This is a genomic window from Nocardia cyriacigeorgica GUH-2 (assembly GCF_000284035.1).
GTDB classification, from domain to species: Bacteria; Actinomycetota; Actinomycetes; order Mycobacteriales; family Mycobacteriaceae; genus Nocardia; species Nocardia cyriacigeorgica_B.
Genome location: NC_016887.1, coordinates 6,036,008 through 6,053,971, shown reverse-complemented (window position 1 = coordinate 6,053,971; position 17,964 = coordinate 6,036,008). Strand labels below are relative to the sequence as shown.

General features: G+C 69.0%; 16 protein-coding genes. 7 read left to right on the top strand and 9 right to left on the bottom strand.

The window, feature by feature from the left end; genetic code table 11:
- Both NOCYR_RS27195 and NOCYR_RS27190 read right to left on the bottom strand, forming a co-directional pair.
- Positions 1-2,817, bottom strand: coding sequence for a transglycosylase domain-containing protein (locus tag NOCYR_RS27195; protein WP_014353633.1), 2,817 nt, complete (start codon positions 2,815-2,817; stop codon positions 1-3).
- Positions 2,818-3,112: 295 nt separating this feature from the next.
- Entirely contained in the window at positions 3,113-3,532 is a 420-nt protein-coding gene (locus NOCYR_RS27190) for a DUF5318 domain-containing protein (protein ID WP_158430226.1), read from the bottom strand.
- Positions 3,533-3,772: 240 nt separating this feature from the next.
- Between NOCYR_RS27190 and NOCYR_RS27185 the strand changes: the two genes are divergently transcribed.
- The 4 genes from NOCYR_RS27185 to NOCYR_RS27170 all read left to right on the top strand — a co-directional run bounded on the left by NOCYR_RS27185 (position 3,773) and on the right by NOCYR_RS27170 (position 7,581).
- On the top strand, positions 3,773-4,891 hold the full coding sequence (locus tag NOCYR_RS27185) for a DUF1707 SHOCT-like domain-containing protein (protein WP_148280781.1): 1,119 nt from the start codon (positions 3,773-3,775) through the stop codon (positions 4,889-4,891).
- A gap of 7 nt (positions 4,892-4,898) precedes the next feature.
- On the top strand, positions 4,899-5,708 hold the full coding sequence (locus tag NOCYR_RS27180) for a DUF1707 SHOCT-like domain-containing protein (RefSeq protein ID WP_014353630.1): 810 nt from the start codon (positions 4,899-4,901) through the stop codon (positions 5,706-5,708).
- A 225-nt stretch (positions 5,709-5,933) separates the two neighbouring features.
- A complete protein-coding gene (locus tag NOCYR_RS27175; protein WP_014353629.1) occupies positions 5,934-6,491 on the top strand; it encodes a PadR family transcriptional regulator in 558 nt (185 codons plus the stop codon).
- The gene (locus NOCYR_RS27170; protein WP_048833785.1) at positions 6,484-7,581 is read left to right on the top strand and encodes an inositol-3-phosphate synthase; all 1,098 of its coding nucleotides are present in this window, start codon (positions 6,484-6,486) and stop codon (positions 7,579-7,581) included. The genes NOCYR_RS27175 and NOCYR_RS27170 overlap by 8 nt, the downstream gene beginning before the upstream one ends.
- Before the next feature lie 69 nt (positions 7,582-7,650).
- Here NOCYR_RS27170 and NOCYR_RS27165 read toward each other — a convergent pair whose 3' ends face one another.
- The 6 genes from NOCYR_RS27165 to NOCYR_RS27140 form a co-directional block, all read right to left on the bottom strand.
- Complete coding sequence (locus tag NOCYR_RS27165; RefSeq protein WP_014353627.1) at positions 7,651-8,076, bottom strand: GyrI-like domain-containing protein; 426 nt, start codon at positions 8,074-8,076, stop codon at positions 7,651-7,653.
- Positions 8,077-8,086: 10 nt separating this feature from the next.
- The gene (locus NOCYR_RS27160) at positions 8,087-8,545 is read right to left on the bottom strand and encodes a GyrI-like domain-containing protein (RefSeq protein ID WP_014353626.1); all 459 of its coding nucleotides are present in this window, start codon (positions 8,543-8,545) and stop codon (positions 8,087-8,089) included.
- A gap of 268 nt (positions 8,546-8,813) precedes the next feature.
- Complete coding sequence (locus NOCYR_RS27155; RefSeq protein WP_048833784.1) at positions 8,814-11,132, bottom strand: transglycosylase domain-containing protein; 2,319 nt, start codon at positions 11,130-11,132, stop codon at positions 8,814-8,816.
- 173 nt (positions 11,133-11,305) lie between these two features.
- Entirely contained in the window at positions 11,306-12,202 is an 897-nt protein-coding gene (locus tag NOCYR_RS27150) for a carbohydrate ABC transporter permease (protein WP_014353624.1), read from the bottom strand.
- Positions 12,199-13,239 carry a carbohydrate ABC transporter permease gene (locus NOCYR_RS27145; protein WP_374760447.1) on the bottom strand — a complete coding sequence of 347 codons (1,041 nt, stop codon included), beginning with the start codon at positions 13,237-13,239 and terminating at the stop codon, positions 12,199-12,201. The genes NOCYR_RS27150 and NOCYR_RS27145 overlap by 4 nt, the downstream gene beginning before the upstream one ends.
- Positions 13,240-13,284: 45 nt before the next feature.
- Complete coding sequence (locus tag NOCYR_RS27140) at positions 13,285-14,580, bottom strand: ABC transporter substrate-binding protein (RefSeq protein WP_014353622.1); 1,296 nt, start codon at positions 14,578-14,580, stop codon at positions 13,285-13,287.
- A 120-nt stretch (positions 14,581-14,700) separates the two neighbouring features.
- On the opposite strand from NOCYR_RS27140, the gene NOCYR_RS27135 reads away from it, so the two are divergent.
- Both NOCYR_RS27135 and NOCYR_RS27130 read left to right on the top strand, forming a co-directional pair.
- Positions 14,701-15,555 carry a DUF2786 domain-containing protein gene (locus NOCYR_RS27135; protein ID WP_014353621.1) on the top strand — a complete coding sequence of 285 codons (855 nt, stop codon included), beginning with the start codon at positions 14,701-14,703 and terminating at the stop codon, positions 15,553-15,555.
- A gap of 232 nt (positions 15,556-15,787) precedes the next feature.
- On the top strand, positions 15,788-16,300 hold the full coding sequence (locus NOCYR_RS27130) for a TIGR04338 family metallohydrolase (RefSeq protein ID WP_014353620.1): 513 nt from the start codon (positions 15,788-15,790) through the stop codon (positions 16,298-16,300).
- 193 nt (positions 16,301-16,493) lie between these two features.
- Here NOCYR_RS27130 and NOCYR_RS27125 read toward each other — a convergent pair whose 3' ends face one another.
- On the bottom strand, positions 16,494-17,465 hold the full coding sequence (locus NOCYR_RS27125) for an o-succinylbenzoate synthase (protein WP_014353619.1): 972 nt from the start codon (positions 17,463-17,465) through the stop codon (positions 16,494-16,496).
- Positions 17,466-17,565: 100 nt separating this feature from the next.
- On the opposite strand from NOCYR_RS27125, the gene NOCYR_RS27120 reads away from it, so the two are divergent.
- The gene (locus NOCYR_RS27120) at positions 17,566-17,913 is read left to right on the top strand and encodes a hypothetical protein (protein WP_014353618.1); all 348 of its coding nucleotides are present in this window, start codon (positions 17,566-17,568) and stop codon (positions 17,911-17,913) included.
- The last annotated feature ends 51 nt before the right edge of the window (positions 17,914-17,964 follow it).

Sequence of the window (17,964 nt, the reverse complement as noted above, 5' to 3'; positions counted from 1 at the left end):
CTACCGGGACCGGCCGGGCGGAGCTCCGCTCGTCCCCCCGGAGTCCTCGTCGCCACCGGTGCCACCGCCGCCGGTACCACCACCGCCGCCGCCGGATTCGGTGCCGCTGTCGGAACTGTCCTCACCCGACTGGCCCTGGCCGGTGCCCGGTGAGCCCTCCGGCGGTGCGGTCGGCTGCCCCGGCAGCGGGCCGGGGTTCGACGGCTGCTGCGGTTGCGGCCGCACCTGCGCCTGCGGGTTCGGTTGCACGCCGGGGACAGGGATGGTGATGCCGGGCAGGATCTCCACCTGGCTCGGGGTGATCACCACTGGCGGCTGGAACGGGGGAGCCTCGGTGGTCGACGGCGCGGTGTACGGCGCGGTCCACTCCGGCACACCCGCCTGGCCCTTGATGGGGGCGGGCTTGGGGAAGGTCTCCTTCGGCGTGCCCTCGAGCGCGCCGTCCATGGTGTCCTTCCAGATGTCCGAGGGCAGGCTGGAGCCGTAGATCATCGCGCCGCCGTAATTGCGCAGCGGCTCACCCTGTTCGGTGCCGACCCAGACCGCGGTGGACAGCGACGGCGTGTAGCCGACCATCCAGGCGTCCTTGTTCTCGCCGGTGTCGCCGAGCTGGGCGGTACCGGTCTTGGCTGCCGACTCCCGGCCACCGGCCAGGCCGTGGTTGCGGGAGTAGGCCGCGATCGGCTTCATCGCCGCGGTGACGTTGTCGGCCACGGCAGCCGAGACGCGCTGCTCGCCGGCGACCTCACCGCGATCGAGCAGCACCTCACCGTCGGCGGTCACCACGCGCTGCACGAAGTGCGGCTTGTGGTAGACGCCCGACGCCGCGAGAGTCGCGTAGGCGGAAGCCATATCGAGCACTCGCGCCTGGTACTGGCCCAGCACGATGCCGTTGTTCGGGCCGGAGCCGTCCGGTTCGGTCAGGGTCTTGCCGACGCCCGGGATCTCTTCCGGAATGCCCAGCTTGTGCGCCATATCGGCGATCTTCTGCGGGCCGTTCTGCATATCCAGCTGCATGCGGTAGAAGCTGGTGTTCAGCGAACGCTTGAGCGCCTCGGCGATGGTGCACATGCCGCAGGACTCACCCTCGACGTTGGTGATCTTGATGCCGTGCACGGTGAGCGGCGAGCTGTCGTACATCTGCGACAGCGGGATGCCCATCTCCAGGTTCTGCGCCAGGCCGAACACCTTGAACGACGAACCGGTCTGCAAGCCCGCGTTGGCGAAGTCGTAGCCCTGGCCGTCCTTGCCGCCGTAGTAGGCGCGCACCGCACCGGATTTCGGATCGATCGAGACCACGGCGGTGCGCAGCTTCTCGGGCTCGCCCTGCATGTTCTCGGCCACCGCATCGAGCGCGGCCTGCTGCGCCTTCGGATCGATGGTGGTGGTGATCTGCAAGCCCGCGGTGTTGAGCTGCTGCTCGCTGATGCCCGCTTCCGACAGCTCGCGCAGCACCTGCTGCTTGATCAAGCCCTCGGGGCCGTCGTCGTTGGCCTTGTCGCCGAGCGAGGCCAGCGGACGCACCGCCGGGTACTGCATCGACTTGCGTTCGGCGGCGGGCAGATTGCCCTCCGACACCATGCCGTCGAGCACGTAGTTCCAGCGGGCCTTGGCGCCCTCGGGGTTCTGCTCCGGATCCAACGCCGACGGCAGCTGGATAGTGGCCGCGAGCACCGCGCCCTCGGCCACGGTCAGCTCCTGCACCGGCTTGTCGAAGTAGGCCTTGGCGGCGGCGTCGATGCCGTAGGCGCCGCGGCCGAAGTAGATGGTGTTGAGGTAGGCGGCGAGGATCTCATCCTTGCTCCACTGCCGCGCCATCTTCGCCGAGATCACCAGCTCTTTGAGCTTGCGGTTGAGCGAGCGTTCGTCACCGACCAGCGCGTTCTTCACGTACTGCTGGGTGATGGTGGAGCCACCGCCAGCGCTCTCCTTGCCCAGCAGGTTGTCGCGCGCGGCGCGGGCGAAACCGGACACCGAGAAGCCCGGGTTGGTGTAGAAATCACGGTCCTCGGCCGCGGTGACGGCGTTGCGGACATGCGGCGGCACCTGGTCGATGGTGACCTCGGTGCGGTTGCCTTCCGGCGGAACCACCTTGCTGATCTCGGTGGTGCCGTCGGCGGCGTAGATCATCGCCACCTGATTGGTTTTGAGATCGCCCGGCTGGGGAACGGAAACCGTGGAGTAGGCGATCAAGAACACGGTGCTCGGCACCACGATCGCCAGCGCGATCAGCACGTAGATGGTGCGGCGCACGATCCGCCACGGCGACTTCTTCTTGGCGCCGGGCCTGCGTCCGCCCGGGCCGTCGGAACCGTCGCCGTCACCACCACCGCGCCGCGGCGGCGGACCCGAGGGCGGGCCGGAACGCGACTGGGCCCGGCGTTCGCCGGTGTTCGGCCCGCCGGCGGCACCGGTGACGGGCCTGCGGGTGGCCGGACGCGGACCGGTGCTCGAGGCCTTGCGGTCGCGCTGGGACACCGCCTCCGACAGCGAGGCCGGACGGCTGATCTTCTGCGTCGACTGGGCCGACGGCGGCGTGGCGCCCTCCCCGCCGGGGCGGGATATCTTCTGCGTCGACTGCGCGGAGTTCGGTGCCGGATTCGGACCGGGCCTGCCCTGCGGCGCCCGCCCGGGCGGCGGCCCACCCTGCGGCCCACGGCCCGGGGGCGGACCCGGACGATGCGGCGGCTGCGGCCCGCGCGGATTACCCGGCGGCGGCCCACCCTGCGGACCACGGCCACCCTGCGGACCCGGACGGCCGTTCGGGCCGGGACGCGGGCCGTTCGGACCCGGCCGCGGTCCGTTCGGACCGGGCATCGGCGCACCGGGACGCGGCCCACCCGCACCGGGCCGCGGACCGCTCACCTGCGGACGCGGACCGCCGGGAGCGCCGGGGCGGCCGGGCGGCGGCCCCATCGGGCGGGGGTTCGGACCTGGTTGTGGACTGCGCTGCGTGCGGGCGTTCGGGTCATCGCCGTGAGGGCTCTCGTAGGGCGAATTCACTGACAAGATCTCCAAAGCTCGTATCGGTCTGGGTGGCTCGGGGCCGGGCAGGTCGCGATGGACCAGGCTCGGCCCTATAAGTCACCCGACGGGCAGATGACCAGGTACTTCATTCGGCAGCGGTCCGCCGGTTGGCTCGGGTTCCGGAGCGTCGTCGCGGCGGAACCGGTGTGGTGCCGAGCACATAGGACTGCACCAGATGGTTCCAGCTGCAGGTCCGGCACACCTCGACCACATGGACCGAGAACTCCTCGCGAGTCTCGGCGAGCCGGAGCAGTTCCTCCGGGGTGCGAGCCGAGCCCGCTACCGGGCCGAGGCCGTCGCCGTAGACCCAGGATACGAGTGTGAGCTGTTCTTTCCGGCAGATAGGGCATGTGACCTCGCTCCCCCGACCGTGGAATTTCGCCGCACGCAGCAGATATGGATTCGCATCACACACCTCGGCGACATCGACACGGCCCGCATAGACGTCAGCCAGCAGCGACCGGCGCCGGAGCGCATAGTCGACCACTTGCCGCTGAATTCGCACGTTCACCAGAGTAGCCGTGTCCAATTCGTTGCGCTGGCGCCCGGCGTGTTCGGTAGGCGGTCACCGGCAGGTCTGCTGTGGCGCATCTGCGACACGGGACCAGCGGGATTCGCCGGCATCGGGCTCGGCGCGCCCACAGTGATCGGCGTCCACACTCCGGGCCTCGCGGCGGTCGCCGTCCCAGGTCCGGCAGCGGATCGAGAAAAGCGAAATGTGGGCTTGTCCGAATACACTGCATGGGTGTCGACGCCAGTCCCCGGTCGGATGCGCGCACGTGATCTCGACCGCTCCCATACCGAGAGTGTGCTCGATGCCGCCTATGCGGAGGGCCAGCTTGGCGCGGACGAATACCACGACCGGATAGCGCAGGTCAGAGCCTCGAAAACAGTCGGTGAGCTGGCGGCGCTCGTCGACGATCTGCAAGCACCGTCGGCGCTGCCGTTGTCCGGCCGGCCGCGCCCGGTGCCGACCGCGCGTACCGCGACGGCCTATCCGTCGTCCACCAGGGCACGCGACGCCGATCGCGCCGCGGCCGCCGAACTGCTCGACCTGGCCCGCACCGAAGGCCAGCTCACCGAGGACGAGCACCGCGCCTACTCCGATCTGCTCGGCGAGGCGACAACGCTCGGCGACCTGGCCGAGCTGACCGCCGACCTCCAGGGCCATCGCCGGACGCCTGCGCCACCGAACCGGGCTCAGCCGGCCCGTCAAGGCTGGTATCTCGCGGTGCTCACCGCCGCGGCCCTCGCCGTGGCCTTCGGAGCCTTCGCGCTGACCGGCCGCGACGCCGAGCCCGCGTCCGCCGAAGCGCCGGTGGCCGCCGCACCGGACGCCGAGGCCCCGCAGGCCGGGCTGCCCGCGCCGCGCCCCGAATTCGATGACGTCGAACCCATCGTCGTCGCGACCCCCGAGCTGATCACCGGCGCCGGGATGGCCCACTTCATCGCCGACTACCGCGCCGAATTCGGCGACACCATCGCCGACGAGGTCTCCCTGTACCCCGACCACGGCGACGTCGACCGCGCCATTCCCGGCCAGCCGAACCGCCAGGTGTCCTACGACTACCGCGGCGGCTTCCAACGGCCGAGCGATCCGACCACCCGCAAGGTGGACACCCCGACCGTCGACCTCGGTGTCCTCGATACCGCGGCGATCGGTGCGGCCCTGGCGAATGCCGCGGCGATCGCGCAGGTGCCCGACGGCAAGGTCTCGCACCTGTCGGTCGAGATCCACAGGTTCCCGCCGAACGAAGGCCGCATGGTCGTGGCCGTCTATGTGAGCAACACCTTTAGAGAGTCCGGACACTTCATCCTCGGCCCCGGCGGCGAGGTGCTGCGCGTGTGGCCGTTCGAGGGTTAGGCGCGTGATGACCAGAAACGACCAGCTCAGAGCGCGCGACACCGACCGCGTCGAAGCGTGTGCGCTCCTCGATGCGGCCTTGCGGGACGGGCAGCTCACCGAGGACGAGCACGCCGCGCGCACCCGGTCCGCGATGCGCGCCAAATCCTTCGGCGAGCTGAACGTCCTCATCCGCGATCTGCAGATTCCGGACGACCTCGCCAAGGCGGCGGTGCTGCATCGCGAGCGGCCGAAACGCCGCTGGTGGATTCCGGTCGCGGTGCTGGCGGTGGCCGCGGTGATCGGTGCGACGGCGGGAGCGCTGCGGTCGGAGGAGTCCGGTGGCCCGCTCGCTGTGATCGGGGTGGAGGCGGAGGAGGCCGAGCCGGCGGCGCTGCCCAGCCTGGTCAGTGGTTCCGGGTTCGCGCTGTTCGTCGACAGCTATCGGCAGCATTTCGGCGACGCTATCGCCGACACCGTCACGGTCATGCCCGAGTTCGTGGTGGTCCAGCGGCTGGAGGCGGGGCAGCCCGTGCTGTACCGGTTCGACGCCGAGGGCTTCGAGCGCACCGGGTCGTCCACGGTGAGCTGGTCGAATGGCCGGCCCGTGGATCTGGGAGCCATCGATCTGACCGTCTTCGCCGGTCTGTTGCGCGGTGCGCCGGAGTCGGTGCGGCTGCCGGGCGGAGTGGTCGAGCATCTCGGCATCGGCTACGAACTCATCGCCTCCGCCGACGCGGGGCCGGTGATCGACATCTTCGTCGAAGACGGTGGCCGCACCGCGCACATGACGGTCGACCTCGCCGGTAAGCCGCTGGAGATCTTCCCGGCGGACTGACGCCCGCGCCCCCATCGGTAACCGGGCCGCGCCGATGCTGTCCCTCTACAGGGCCGACTGGCGCGGTCGATCCCGCCGACGTCTCTGCAGTCCACTGACCACACCCTTCCCACCTGCGTAAATGCGTCATGCATCACCAAAAACTATGCGTGGTTATATCGCTCCGATATAGTTGGTAGTCGCATCCATCGGTTAGGTCTGCACACAGTCAGGGGGTGAAGCCCGATGCTCGAACTCGCAATCCTCGGGCTGCTCCTCGAATCGCCCATGCACGGTTACGAGCTGCGCAAGCGGCTGACGGGCCTGCTCGGCGCGTTTCGGGCCTTCTCCTACGGGTCGCTCTATCCGACACTGCGCCGAATGCAGGCGGACGGGCTGCTCGCGGAGGAGATCCCGGCCGGTGCGACCACACGTCGCGCCCGGCGGGTCTACCAGCTGACCCCGGCCGGACGGGAGCGCTTCAACGAGCTCCTGGCCGACACCGGACCGCAGAACTACACCGACGACGGCTTCGGCGTTCATCTGGCCTTTTTCAGCCGCACCCCCGCGGAAGCGCGGATGCGGATCCTCGAGGGCAGGCGGCGTCAGGTCGAGGAGCGCCGAGAGGGGCTACGGGAGGCGATCAAGAAGGCGAGTGGCTCGCTGGATCGCTACACCCGCCAGCTCCATCAACTCGGACTCGAATCAAGCGAGCGCGAAGTGCGCTGGCTCAACGAGTTGATTGCGGCGGAGCAATCGACGAAGGCGGCACCACAGAAAGAGGGAAATACCGGCCATGAGTGATGTCAAAGCTGCTGAGAGCGCCACAGAGGTTCGCGTCGCCATCGTAGGTGTGGGCAACTGCGCATCCTCGCTGGTCCAGGGCGTTCAGTACTACAAGGACGCGGACGAGACCGCGACCGTTCCCGGTCTGATGCACGTCAAGTTCGGTCAGTACCACGTGCGCGATGTGAAGTTCGTCGCCGCGTTCGACGTCGACGCCAAGAAGGTCGGCTTCGACCTGTCCGAGGCGATCTTCGCTTCCGAGAACAACACCATCAAGATCTCCGACGTGCCGCCCAGCGACGTCGTCGTGCAGCGCGGCCCGACCCTCGACGGCATCGGCAAGTACTACGCGCAGACCATCGAGGTCTCCGAGGCCGAGCCGGTCGACGTGGTCAAGGCGCTCAAGGACGCGAAGGTCGACGTCCTGGTGTCCTACCTGCCCGTCGGTTCGGAAGAGGCGGACAAGTTCTACGCCCAGTGCGCCATCGACGCGGGCGTGGCCTTCGTCAACGCGCTGCCGGTGTTCATCGCCTCCGACCCGGAATGGGCCGCGAAGTTCACCGAGGCCGGCGTGCCGATCGTCGGTGACGACATCAAGAGCCAGGTCGGCGCCACCATCACCCACCGCGTGATGGCCAAGCTGTTCGAGGACCGCGGTGTGCAGCTCGACCGCACCATGCAGCTCAACGTCGGCGGCAACATGGACTTCAAGAACATGCTCGAGCGTGAGCGCCTGGAGTCGAAGAAGATCTCCAAGACCCAGGCCGTCACCAGCAACCTGAAGAAGGAGCTGGGCGCCAACGACGTGCACATCGGCCCGTCCGACCACGTCGGCTGGCTCGACGACCGCAAGTGGGCTTACGTGCGCCTCGAGGGCCGCGCCTTCGGTGACGTGCCGCTGAACCTGGAGTACAAGCTCGAGGTGTGGGACTCGCCGAACTCGGCGGGCATCATCATCGACGCGGTGCGCGCGGCCAAGATCGCCAAGGACCGCGGCATCGGCGGCCCCGTCATCCCGGCGTCGGCCTACCTGATGAAGTCCCCGCCGCAGCAGCTGGCCGACGACGTCGCCCGCGCCCAGCTGGAAGCCTTCATCATCGAGGGCTGATCCAGCGGGTCGACAAAGTAGAAAGCCGGTCGAAGCAATCGCTTCGACCGGCTTTCGTCGTCTGTGTACTCAGTCGAGCGAGACGTAGACCTCCACCGAGGTGGGTCCGGTGTAGCGCTCGATCTCGGCGGCGTGCGAGCGGGTGATGGTGCCCGCACTCTCGGCCTTGCGCACCTGCGCCCAGGCGGTGCGCAGCAGGTCGTAGGGCTTGTCGGAGACCACGAACTTGGCGTAGCGCCCGCGCGGCACCCTGGTCACCACGTCGCCGGCGTCCATCTCGTCCATCGACGAGACCTCGTAGCCGAGCACGGCCACGGCGTGATCGTTCTGGCCGATGTAGGCCGCCACCCGGGGCACGTTCTTCTCCCGGGCGAGGTACCGGTCCCAGGTGAAGTTCACCAGGTCGAGGTCGCGGGCGGCGACCTCGCGGCCGGCCAGCGGCACGGTGAGCCCGGCGACCAGGCTTTCCTCCAGGGTGACTATCTCGAAGTCCACAGCGTTGTTCCTACCCGTCCACCGAATCGTCTGCCAGCGCCACGAAGACCTCGACCGTCCGGTTGTCGGGGTAGCGCTCGAAATCGCCTGTGTAGGAACGCTCCAGCCGTCCGGCGGCCTCGGCGTCCCAGATCGCGCGCCATACCGTTACCACGGTGTCGCCGAGATCGTCACCGCTGAGGGTGAACCGGGCGAACTTGCCGGCCGGGATCCGCGCGAGCACGTCGCCGGGTAGCAGGTCGTCGATGGTGCGGCATTTATAGCCGACGATATGGGTCAGGTAGGAGTTGATCTCGGGCGCGTGGTCGACGAACGCGCTCGCCGGCGGACCGGGTAGCGCCCGCGCCAGGTTGCGCTTCCACGCTTCTTCCACCTTGGTGCGCCGCGGCCCCTCCACAGCCAATGCCGGGCTGCGGAGCACGGTTCCCGCCACCAATGTCTCTTGGCGGTCAACGACATTGAAATCCACCGGCGTAGCCCCTATTTCTCGTCTGTCGTTCAGTTGGCGGCACGCGCCGGGCCCTCCGCTCGTGCCGCGGTGTTCGTTCGGCGGCGCTCCCCGGCTGTTGCGTGGCACGCGGGCTATCGCCTGCGCGCTGCTCGCGCCGCTGTCGTGTCGCTCGTCGCTTATCCTTCCGCATCGTTGTGGCGGCGTCGGCGCCGGGCCGGTGCTGCCGCCGCACGGTCGGGCTCTCACTCTGGCAAACGATGCTGCCATGGGTTGCGTTCCCCCGGTGTCATCCCGGTACCGGAATCACGATTCCGGGCAGGATCTCCACCTGTCGCGGCGGCGGTGGCGGTGGTGGGGGCGGCGGAGGTGCCGGCGGGAAGATGACGATCGGTTCCCGCGGTTCGGGCTCGGGGGCCTGCGGCGCGGGCGGGAAGATGATCTCCGGTCCGCGCGGCTGCTCGCCCGGCGGCGGGTTCAGGATGTCGTAGGGCCCGCCCGACGGTTGCGGCGGTCCGGCCGGAATGATCGGCAGCCCGGAGCCGCCCTCGGGGGCCGGGAAGCTTTCGGCCGGTTTGCCTTCCAGGGCGCCGTCCATGGTTTGCTTCCAGATATCGGCGGGCAGGCCGGACCCGTAGATGCGGGCGCCGCCTGCGGTGCGGATGGCCTGGGAGTGTTCGGTGCCCACCCATACCGCGGTCGACAGCGACGGCGTGAAACCCACCATCCAGGCGTCCTTGTTCTCGCCGGTGTCGCCGAGCTGGGTGGTGCCGGTCTTGGCGGCCGACTGCCTGCCGTCGAGGGCGTGCCCGTTGGAGTAGGCGGCAATGGGCAGCATGGCCTGGGTGGTGCGATCGGCGATGGCGGCGGGGAAGCGCTGCTCACCCGGCGGTAACTGCTGACCCACCTGGTGTTCGGGTGCGCCGCGGTCGAGCAGCACCCGGCCGGTCCCGGTCACCACCCGTTGCACGAAGTACGGCTGGTGGTACATGCCGGACGCGGCGATGGTCGCGTACGCCGAGGCCATATCGATCGGGCGCACCTGGTACACGCCGAGCACGATCGAGGGCGCGGGCGGTCCGCCGTTCTCACTCAGCGAGCGCCCCGGCACGCCGGGAATCTCCTCCGGGATCCCGGCCTGGTGCGCGGCGTCGGCGATGGCCTGCGGACCGTTGAACATCGACTGCGTGAGCCGGTAGAAGCTGGTGTTGAGCGAGCGTTTGAACGCCTCGGCCAGCGAACAGGTGCCGCATGACTCGTTCTCCACATTGCGCACCAGCACGTCGTTGACCTGCACCGGCGAACTGTCGAACTGTTTGGCCATGGAGATGCCCTGACGCTGGGCGGCCAGCACCGCGAAGGTCTTGAACGCCGACCCGGTCTGCAACGGCGCCTGCGCGAAATCGAACCCGACACCGTCGGCGCCACCGTAATAGGCGCGCACCGCTCCCGTGCGCGGATCGATCGAGACCACCGCGGTGCGCAGCTCCGGCGGCTGGCCCTCCATCGCGCTCTGCGCCGCCGCGACGGCCGCCTGCTGGGCCTTCGGGTCGATGGTGGTGGTGATCTGGAGGGCGCCGGTATTGAGTTCGTGTTCGGAGATGCCCGCGGCGCGCAGCTCGCGCAGCACCTGGGTGCGGATCAGGCCCTCGGGTCCGCGGGCGGCACCGTCATCGGCCACCTCGGTGATCGGGATGACGGGCGGGAAGGTCGCGGTCTCGCGGTCGGCGCGGGGCAGCACCCCCATCTCGACCATGCCGTCGAGCACGTACCGCCAGCGCGCCTTCAGATCCTCGAGATGGGTTTCCGGATCCAGGATCGAGGGGGAGCGGACCAGCGCGGCGAGCACGGCGCCCTCGGCCAGGGTGAGTTCGGGGACCGGCTTGTTGAAGTACGCCTTGGCCGCCGCGGCGATGCCATAGGCGCCGCGGCCGTAGTAGATGGTGTTGAGGTAGGCGGCGAGGATGTCGTCCTTGCTCCACTCGCGCGCCATCTTCGCCGCGATCACCAGCTCGCGCATCTTCCGGGTGACGGTGCGCTCGGAGTCGAGGAAAGCGTTCTTCACGTACTGCTGGGTGATGGTCGAACCGCCGCCCGCGTTCTCCTTGCCGAGCAGGTTGTCCCGGGCCGCGCGCAGGAAGGCGGGGATCGAATAGCCGGGGTTGGTGTAGAAATTGCGGTCCTCGGCCGAGAGCATCGCATTGCGCACGTGTACCGGCACCTCGGCGAGCGGGACGGGTGTGCGGTTGCCTTCGGGCGGGACCACCTTCGCGATCACCGTGGTGCCGTCGGCGGCGGTGATGGTGGCGATCTGGTTGGTGCGCATCGCCGATGGCGAGGGGATCTCGGCGCTCCAGTAGAACAGCGCCATCAGCAGCGCGGGCACGGCGATGAAGATCACGAACAGCGCGAGGATCAGCCTGCGGATCCGGCTGCCCCGGGTGCGCGGTCTTCGATCCGGGTCGCCCGGGTCGCGGCCGGAACGCCCCCCGCCGCCGTCGTCGGATTTGCCGGCGCGCGGGTCGAATCCGCTGATCGAGGCATACTCCGGCTCCGGAGATCGGCCGCGGCCACCGCGGCGCCGGTCACGAAACGAGCTCACGATCATCTCCTCCCGGAGCGTCGGTAAAACTCGGTTACCCCACCGTCTGATCACACATCGTCAGCGATCCACACCCGCCTGGGTACCGGAAGCGGGCACAGACTTACCCCGCCGATCATAGCTGGGGGATAGCTAGCCCAGTGTTTGCTGAGCTGCGGGGCCGGGCCCGTGCCGCGCGATCAGCTCTTGACGCCGCCCGCCGTCAGACCCGAGATGATCCGCCGTTGGAACAGCAGCACCATGATCACCAGCGGAATCGTCACCAGCGTGCCCGCCGCCATGATCGAGGCATACGGCTGGACCAGCGGGTTGTTACCGGAGAATCCGGCGATGGCGACCGTCACCGGCTTGGTCGACTCACTCGACAGCAGCCGCGCCAGCAGGTACTCGTTGACCGCCGCGATGAACGCCAGGATCGCCGTGGTGAACACCGCGGGCGCCGCCAGCGGCAGCATGACCAGCCGGAACGCCTGCATCTTGGTGGCGCCGTCGATGCGGGCGGCCTCCTCGAGTTCCCACGGCAGTTCGGCGAAGAACGCCGCAAGGATGTAGACCGTCATCGGCAGCACGAACGAGATGTTCGGGATGATCATCGCCTGGTACTTGCCGATCCAGCCCAGGTCGGTGAACAGCTGGAACAGCGGCGTCACCAGCACGACCACCGGGAACATCGACGCGCTCAGGATCAGCCCGGACACCAGGTACTTGCCTCGGAAGGTCAGCCGCGCCAGCGCGTAGGCGGCCAGCACGCCGAGCAGCAACGCGATGACGGTGGTGATCGAGCCGATGATGACGCTGTTGACCATCGCCTGGCCGAAGTCGTTGCCGCGGCTGGTGTCGAAGACGTCGCGGAAGTTCTCCAGCGTCACGTGGGTGGGCCACGGGGTGTTCTCGAAGGTGTAGCGCGGATCGCGGAACGCGGTGACCGCCATCCAGTAGAACGGGCCCAGCCCCCACACCAGCACGATCAGCGCGCCGATATACAGCCGCGCCGAGCCGAGCCTGCGCGTCCACGGCACATTCCGGGTGACGGGCGCGGCGGGCTTTTCTTTCGTCATCGTGGTCGCGGCCATCATGCCTTCCGCTGCTCTTCCTGGGTGCGGACCGCATTCGCGCCCAGCACCTTCACCAGCACGAACGCCACCGCGAAGATCATCAGGAAGGTGATCGTCGACAACGCGGCCGCACTGTTGGGACCTTGCCGGACCTGCTCGACCACCAGCATCGACACCGTGCGGGTGGCGGGGTTGTCGGCGGTCATGATGGCGGGCAGGTCGTACATGCGCAGCGCGTCCATGGTGCGGAACAGGATCGCCACCAGCAGGGCCGGCTTGAGCAGCGGCAGGGTGATGTGCACGAAGCGCTGCCAGGCCGAGGCGCCGTCGACCTTCGCGGCCTCGTAGACGTCGTTCGGGATTACCTGCAGACCGGCCAGCAGCAGCAACGCCATGAACGGCGTCGTCTTCCACACATCGGCCGCGATCACCGCGAACCGGGCAGGCCATTCGTCGGAGGTCCACAGGATGCCGGTGCCGAGCACCCGGTTGACCACCCCGTCGTACTGGAACATGAACTCCCACAGCCGCGCCGTCACCGCGGTCGGGATGGCCCACGGGATGAGCACGGCGGCGCGCAGCAGCGCCCGGCCGCGGAAGGTCTTGCCCATCACCACGGCCATGGCGAGGCCGAGGATCACCTCGAGCGACACCGTGACCACGGTCAGGAACAGGGTGACGCCGATCGCCAGCCAGAACTGCGAGCCCAGATTGCCGGTCGGGCAGTCGACGGTGCCCGCCGCGGTCTCGCACTGCTGCAGCAGCCAGTGCGTGTAGTTCGAGAACCCGGCGCTGCCGCCCTCGATGAACATGCCGGTTTCGGGGTCGATGCCGCCCGAATCCTGCTGGAACGACATCCACAGCGCCCGGAACACCGGATAGCCGATGACCACGGCGAGCGCGATCAGCACCGGCGCGACGAACATCCACGCCTTACCGGAGCGGCGCAGCTCGTCGGCGATCACCGCGCCCCAGCCACGCCGCTTGCGCGGTGGCTCATCCGCCTGGCCCGCGCGCACCTTCCGCACGGCCGTATCCGTTCCCGAAGGATCCGACACCCGTTCTCTCCTCATCCGGCAGGTCGGGTCCGTCCGAACTTCCCGCTAACCGGCCGCCTCGATGCCCTTCTGCATGCCGATGATCGCATCGTCCACCGACTTCTCGCCCTGCAGGGCGGCGAAGGCATTGTCGCGGATGGCCTTCGACACCGCCGGGTAGAACGGCGTCACCGGGCGCGGCACGGCGTTGGAGATCGAATCCTTGAGGGCGGGCAGGTAGGGCATCTTGGCGATCAGGGCCGGATCGTCGTACATGGATTCGCGCACCGAGGGCAGCGCGCCGGAGGCGACGATGTGCTGGGCGTCCTCGCTGATCAGGAACCGCAGGAAGTCCAGTGCGGTGGCCTTGTTCTTGGAGAACGCGCTGATCGCGGCGTTGTAGCCGCCGAGGGTGGAGGCGCCGATGCCGGTCTCGCCGGGCAGCGGGGCGACGGCGAACTTGTCGCGCACCACCGACGATTCCGAGCCGGCGTCACCGTAGGTGGACGGCCACGAGCGCAGGAACATCAGCTTGCCCTGGGTGAAAGCGGCGCCGCTCTCGGTCTCGGTGAAGGTGATCGCCTCCGGCGGGATGTCGCCGCGGTCGTAGGCTTCGACCAGTTTGCCCAGGCCGGCGCGGGCCTGCGGGCTGTCCACGGTCGGGGTCTTGCCGTCGGCGCCGACGAAGCTGCCGCCGAAGGCGTTGATCACCTCGGCGGTGTTCACGGTCAGGCCTTCGTAGTTCTTGAGCTGGCCGGCGTAGCAGCCGATGTTGTTCTCCCGCGCGATATTGCACATGCCGAGCATCTCGTCCCAGGTCTTGGGCGGGTTCGGCACCAGGTCCTTGCGGTAGAACAGCAGGCCGCCGTTGGTGTTGCGCGGCGCGGCGTAGAGGGTGTTGTTGTAGGTGGCGCTGGCGACCGTCGGCGGCAGCAGGGCCGAGGTGTCGATGGCGAAGGAGTCCTTCAGCGGCTGGATCCAGCCCTTGGCGGCGAACTCCGCGGTCCACGGCACGTCCATGGCGAACACGTCGTAGTCCGAGGACTTCGAGCGCATGTGCTCGACCAGGTCGTCGTACTGCTGGGAGGCGTCGTTGGACTGCTCTTTGTAGGTCACCTGCTCGTCCGGGTGGGCCGCGTTCCACCGGTCGATGAGCTGCTTGACGACACCCGTCTCGGTGGTGTCCTTGCCCTCGACGTAGGTGATGGGCCCGCGCCCGGTGAGGTTCTCACTGGTCGGGTTGCCGCCGCTGTCGCTGGTGCACGCGGTGGCGAAGGCCGTGGTCAGCACCGCCGCCGAGGCCACCGTGAGCGCGGCGCGCGACACGAGTGCGGCACGTAGGGACACCTTCTTCAAAGCCATCGCGGAAACTCCAAGGTCGAGACGTGAGCGGCAGCACACCCGTCGGTGCACAAGGCAACATACCTGTTGATCATCCGACGCGCCCGGGCATGTCGGTCGGTATGCCTAGGCTGGTGCGCGATGACTGCCGCAGATCCCGCCCCCGACCGGATGCTGACCCGCATCGGCGGGCTGCTGCGCAAGGCCGAGTCGACCGATAACGAACACGAGGCCGAAGCCTTCCTCGCGGCCGCCCAACGGCTGGCCACGCGGTCGTCGATCGACCTGGCCGTGGCGCGCGCACACGTCGCGGGCCGCGAACGCCGGCCCACCCCGATCCAGCGGATCATCCCGATCGGCGAGCCGGGGCGTAAAGGACTGCGCACCTACGTCCAGTTGTTCGTGGCGATCGCTTCGGCAAACGACGTGCGCTGCGACGTGGCCCGCACCTCCACCCAGGTCTACGCCTACGGTTTCGATTCCGATATCGACACCTGCGAGGCGCTCTACACCAGCCTGCTGGTGCAGATGGTGCGAGCCTCCGACCAGTACATCAAGTCCGGTGCCTACCGTTCGGCGACGGTGGACAAGATCGTCGTCGAGGTGCGTGGCGGCCGCCGGGTGCGCCGGCGGGTGCAGGCCCCGGTCGCCGCGGTGACGGCCCGGCTGAACTTCCAGATGGCCTTCGCCGCCCGTGTCGGCAAACGGCTGGCGGAGGTGAAATCCGAAGTGGAGGCCGAGGCCCGCGCCGAACCGAGTGCCGCGTCCACCGGAACCGCGCTGGCGCTGCGCAACAAGGAGGTCGAGCTGGTCGACTTCTACACCCGGACTTCCGAGGCGCGCGGCACCTGGCGCGGACCGCAGGCGTCGACGGGGTACGCGCCCGCCGCGCGCAGTGCGGGAGACCGCGCGGGCCGCGCCGCCCGCCTCGGCACCTCGCCCGAACTCCCCGCCCCGCGCGGGCGCCTCACCGCACGCCGCGCGGACCGACCGTGAGCCTTCCCCTCCGACGATCGGGTCGCCGTGCCCGCGAGAGTCACACCACCGTGACCCCTTCTCGTTCGATGCCTCGCTCATGTAGCGCTCGAATGGTGCCCGCGGGAGGTGTGCGGCGCTGGGCGCGAGGTGGGTCGAGGGCCGTGACCACCGATTACCGGCAGTCGAGTGGTTCGTGCGTTCCTGAGTCGATTGGTCGGCGCACCCGCGGCCGTCTGGGGATGGTGCCCGGGTGAGTGTGCGAGACAGTCAGCGCGCCAAGGTGTACGACGCCGAGCAGCTGGTTCGGGGTGCCTTCGATCGGGCCGATGAGTTCGGGCACCGCACGGTGGAGGTGTTCGGTTCCCAGATCACCCTGCCGGTGGAGCGGCGGTTCGCCTCGGTGGATTCGGTGCAGGACTACTGCGATCGGGTGCTGGCGCTGAACTGGGTGGCGAGCCAGTGGGCCCGGGCGAGCACGCCGGTGCGGGTGCGCGCTCGGGCGGGTACCACGGCGGCGCACTACGAGGCCGACGGGGCGGTGCTGGCCGTGCCGTTGCATACCAGCGGAACTGCTTGGGCGCTGCGGGAATTGGTGGTGTTGCACGAACTGACCCACCATCTCGAACCGCGTCCGGGGGAGCGTGCGCCGCACGGGCCGGAATTCTGTAGTCGCTACGTCGAGTTGGTCGATGGCGTCATCGGGCCCGAAGCGGCGTTGTTGTTGCGCGGCACCATGATCGGCTGTGGTGTGCGCCTCGGTTGACCCGGCGCCGTTCAGCGCCGCCGACTCGTCGTCCGGTGACGCCTACGCGCCGAGTAGCGGTCAAGGGGGATGGACCGAACGGATATCTACTGAATTCCTTGGCCGAACGGGTTGCCGGTCTGCCATGGCTCATCCACGATATGCGCGTTGTGGATCCGTCGATCAGCGCCGGCTTCGACCGTGCACTGGGGGGTCAGGGCCGCCCGAGCAGGCCGTGGACGCGGTCGAAGCGTTCGTACCACCACGCCGTCCGGTCGGGATCGGGATGCCGATAGCGCTCGAGCAGCTCCGGGTCGGGCGGCGGCGGTGTGCGCGGAACCGGCAGATACCCGTCTACCGGGAGCAACGGCTCGGCCACCACATCGCCCTCGAACAGCGCGACTGTGCCCAGCCCGCAAGCGAAGTCGAGCTGGGGGAGGGCGGCGGCGAGGGCGAGCTGCGCGGACAGCCCGACGCTGGTTTCCAAGGCCGACGACACCACGCACGGCAGTCCGGCGGCGTCGGCGACCTCGAGAGCGCGGCGCACTCCGCCCAGTGGCGTGCATTTCAGGACGGCGATATCGGCGGCGCCCGCGACGGCCACCTTCATCGGGTCCTCCGCGCGGCGAATCGATTCATCCGCCGCGATGCGCACCTGGACGCGCCGCCGCACGGCCGCCAGCTCCTCGATGGTGCGGCACGGCTGCTCGACGTATTCCAGACCACCCGCGGCCCGGTCGATTTCGGTGATGTGCCGCACCGCTGTATCCACATCCCACAGCGCGTTGGCATCGACCCGGACGGCACCGTCGGGGCCGAGCGCATCACGCACCGCCTCCACCCGCGCCAGATCCTCGGCGAGCGAGTCGGGGTGATCGGCCACCTTCACCTTGGCCGTGCGGCAGCCCGATCCCGCGACGATGGCGTGCGCGCGTTCCGGCCCGACCGCGGGCACCGTGCAGTTCACCGGTATCCGATCCCGCACCGGCGCGGGCCAGCCCGCCGTCACCTGCTCGACGGCGGTGGCCAGCCACTGCGCGGCCTCGCGGTCGTCGTATTCGGGGAACGCGCAGAACTCGCCCCAGCCGAGCGGGCCGCGCAGCAGCATTCCCTCGCGCACGGTGATGCCACGGAACCGGGTGCGCAGGGGCACCGCGTACACGCCGACGGGTTCGACATCGCTCACCGTCAGCAGGGTAGCCCGCCCGGCCCGGTCGTGGATTTCCGCAGGCGAGCTGAGTAGTTCTGCGGAGTCGTCACGGGCGGCGCCGCGAGAGGCTGGGACCATGATTCACCAGCCCACGGTCTCGTCCCCGATCCGCACCTGGGACGTCGTGCTCGGTGCGATGCTGTACTCGATCGGCGCCTGCCTCGGCACGGTGGCCGCCTACCTGACGATGTTCTTCGGAATGCTGGCCGGCAACTGCAATCCGGGCGCCTGCCGGGATGAGTACATCTGGTACGGCATGCTGGTGTCCTGGGGCGGAGCCGTTGTCGCACTGCTGGTCGTCCCGGTGATCATGCTGATCCTCGCGCTGCGCAAGCGCATCGTCTGGTATCTCGGCCTGCTGTCGATCGTCATCGTGGTCGCGGCGTTCCTCGGCGGGTACGAGATCGCGAGCTGGGCGGTCTGATCGGCGATGGCGATGCGGAACTCTGGCTGCCCGCGCTGACGGGATTGCCGC

What these genes read in the sequence shown, in the direction of transcription:
- NOCYR_RS27175 (WP_014353629.1), top strand. Translation starts at nt 5,934, where the DNA reads ATGCTCGAACTCGCAATCCTCGGGCTGCTCCTCGAATCGCCCATGCAC.
- NOCYR_RS27140 (WP_014353622.1), bottom strand. Translation starts at nt 14,580, where the DNA reads ATGGCTTTGAAGAAGGTGTCCCTACGTGCCGCACTCGTGTCGCGCGCC.
- NOCYR_RS27170 (WP_048833785.1), top strand. Translation starts at nt 6,484, where the DNA reads ATGAGTGATGTCAAAGCTGCTGAGAGCGCCACAGAGGTTCGCGTCGCC.
- NOCYR_RS27120 (WP_014353618.1), top strand. Translation starts at nt 17,566, where the DNA reads ATGATTCACCAGCCCACGGTCTCGTCCCCGATCCGCACCTGGGACGTC.
- NOCYR_RS27180 (WP_014353630.1), top strand. Translation starts at nt 4,899, where the DNA reads ATGACCAGAAACGACCAGCTCAGAGCGCGCGACACCGACCGCGTCGAA.
- NOCYR_RS27195 (WP_014353633.1), bottom strand. Translation starts at nt 2,817, where the DNA reads ATGCCCGGTCCGAACGGACCGCGGCCGGGTCCGAACGGCCCGCGTCCC.
- NOCYR_RS27135 (WP_014353621.1), top strand. Translation starts at nt 14,701, where the DNA reads ATGACTGCCGCAGATCCCGCCCCCGACCGGATGCTGACCCGCATCGGC.
- NOCYR_RS27155 (WP_048833784.1), bottom strand. Translation starts at nt 11,132, where the DNA reads ATGATCGTGAGCTCGTTTCGTGACCGGCGCCGCGGTGGCCGCGGCCGA.
- NOCYR_RS27150 (WP_014353624.1), bottom strand. Translation starts at nt 12,202, where the DNA reads ATGATGGCCGCGACCACGATGACGAAAGAAAAGCCCGCCGCGCCCGTC.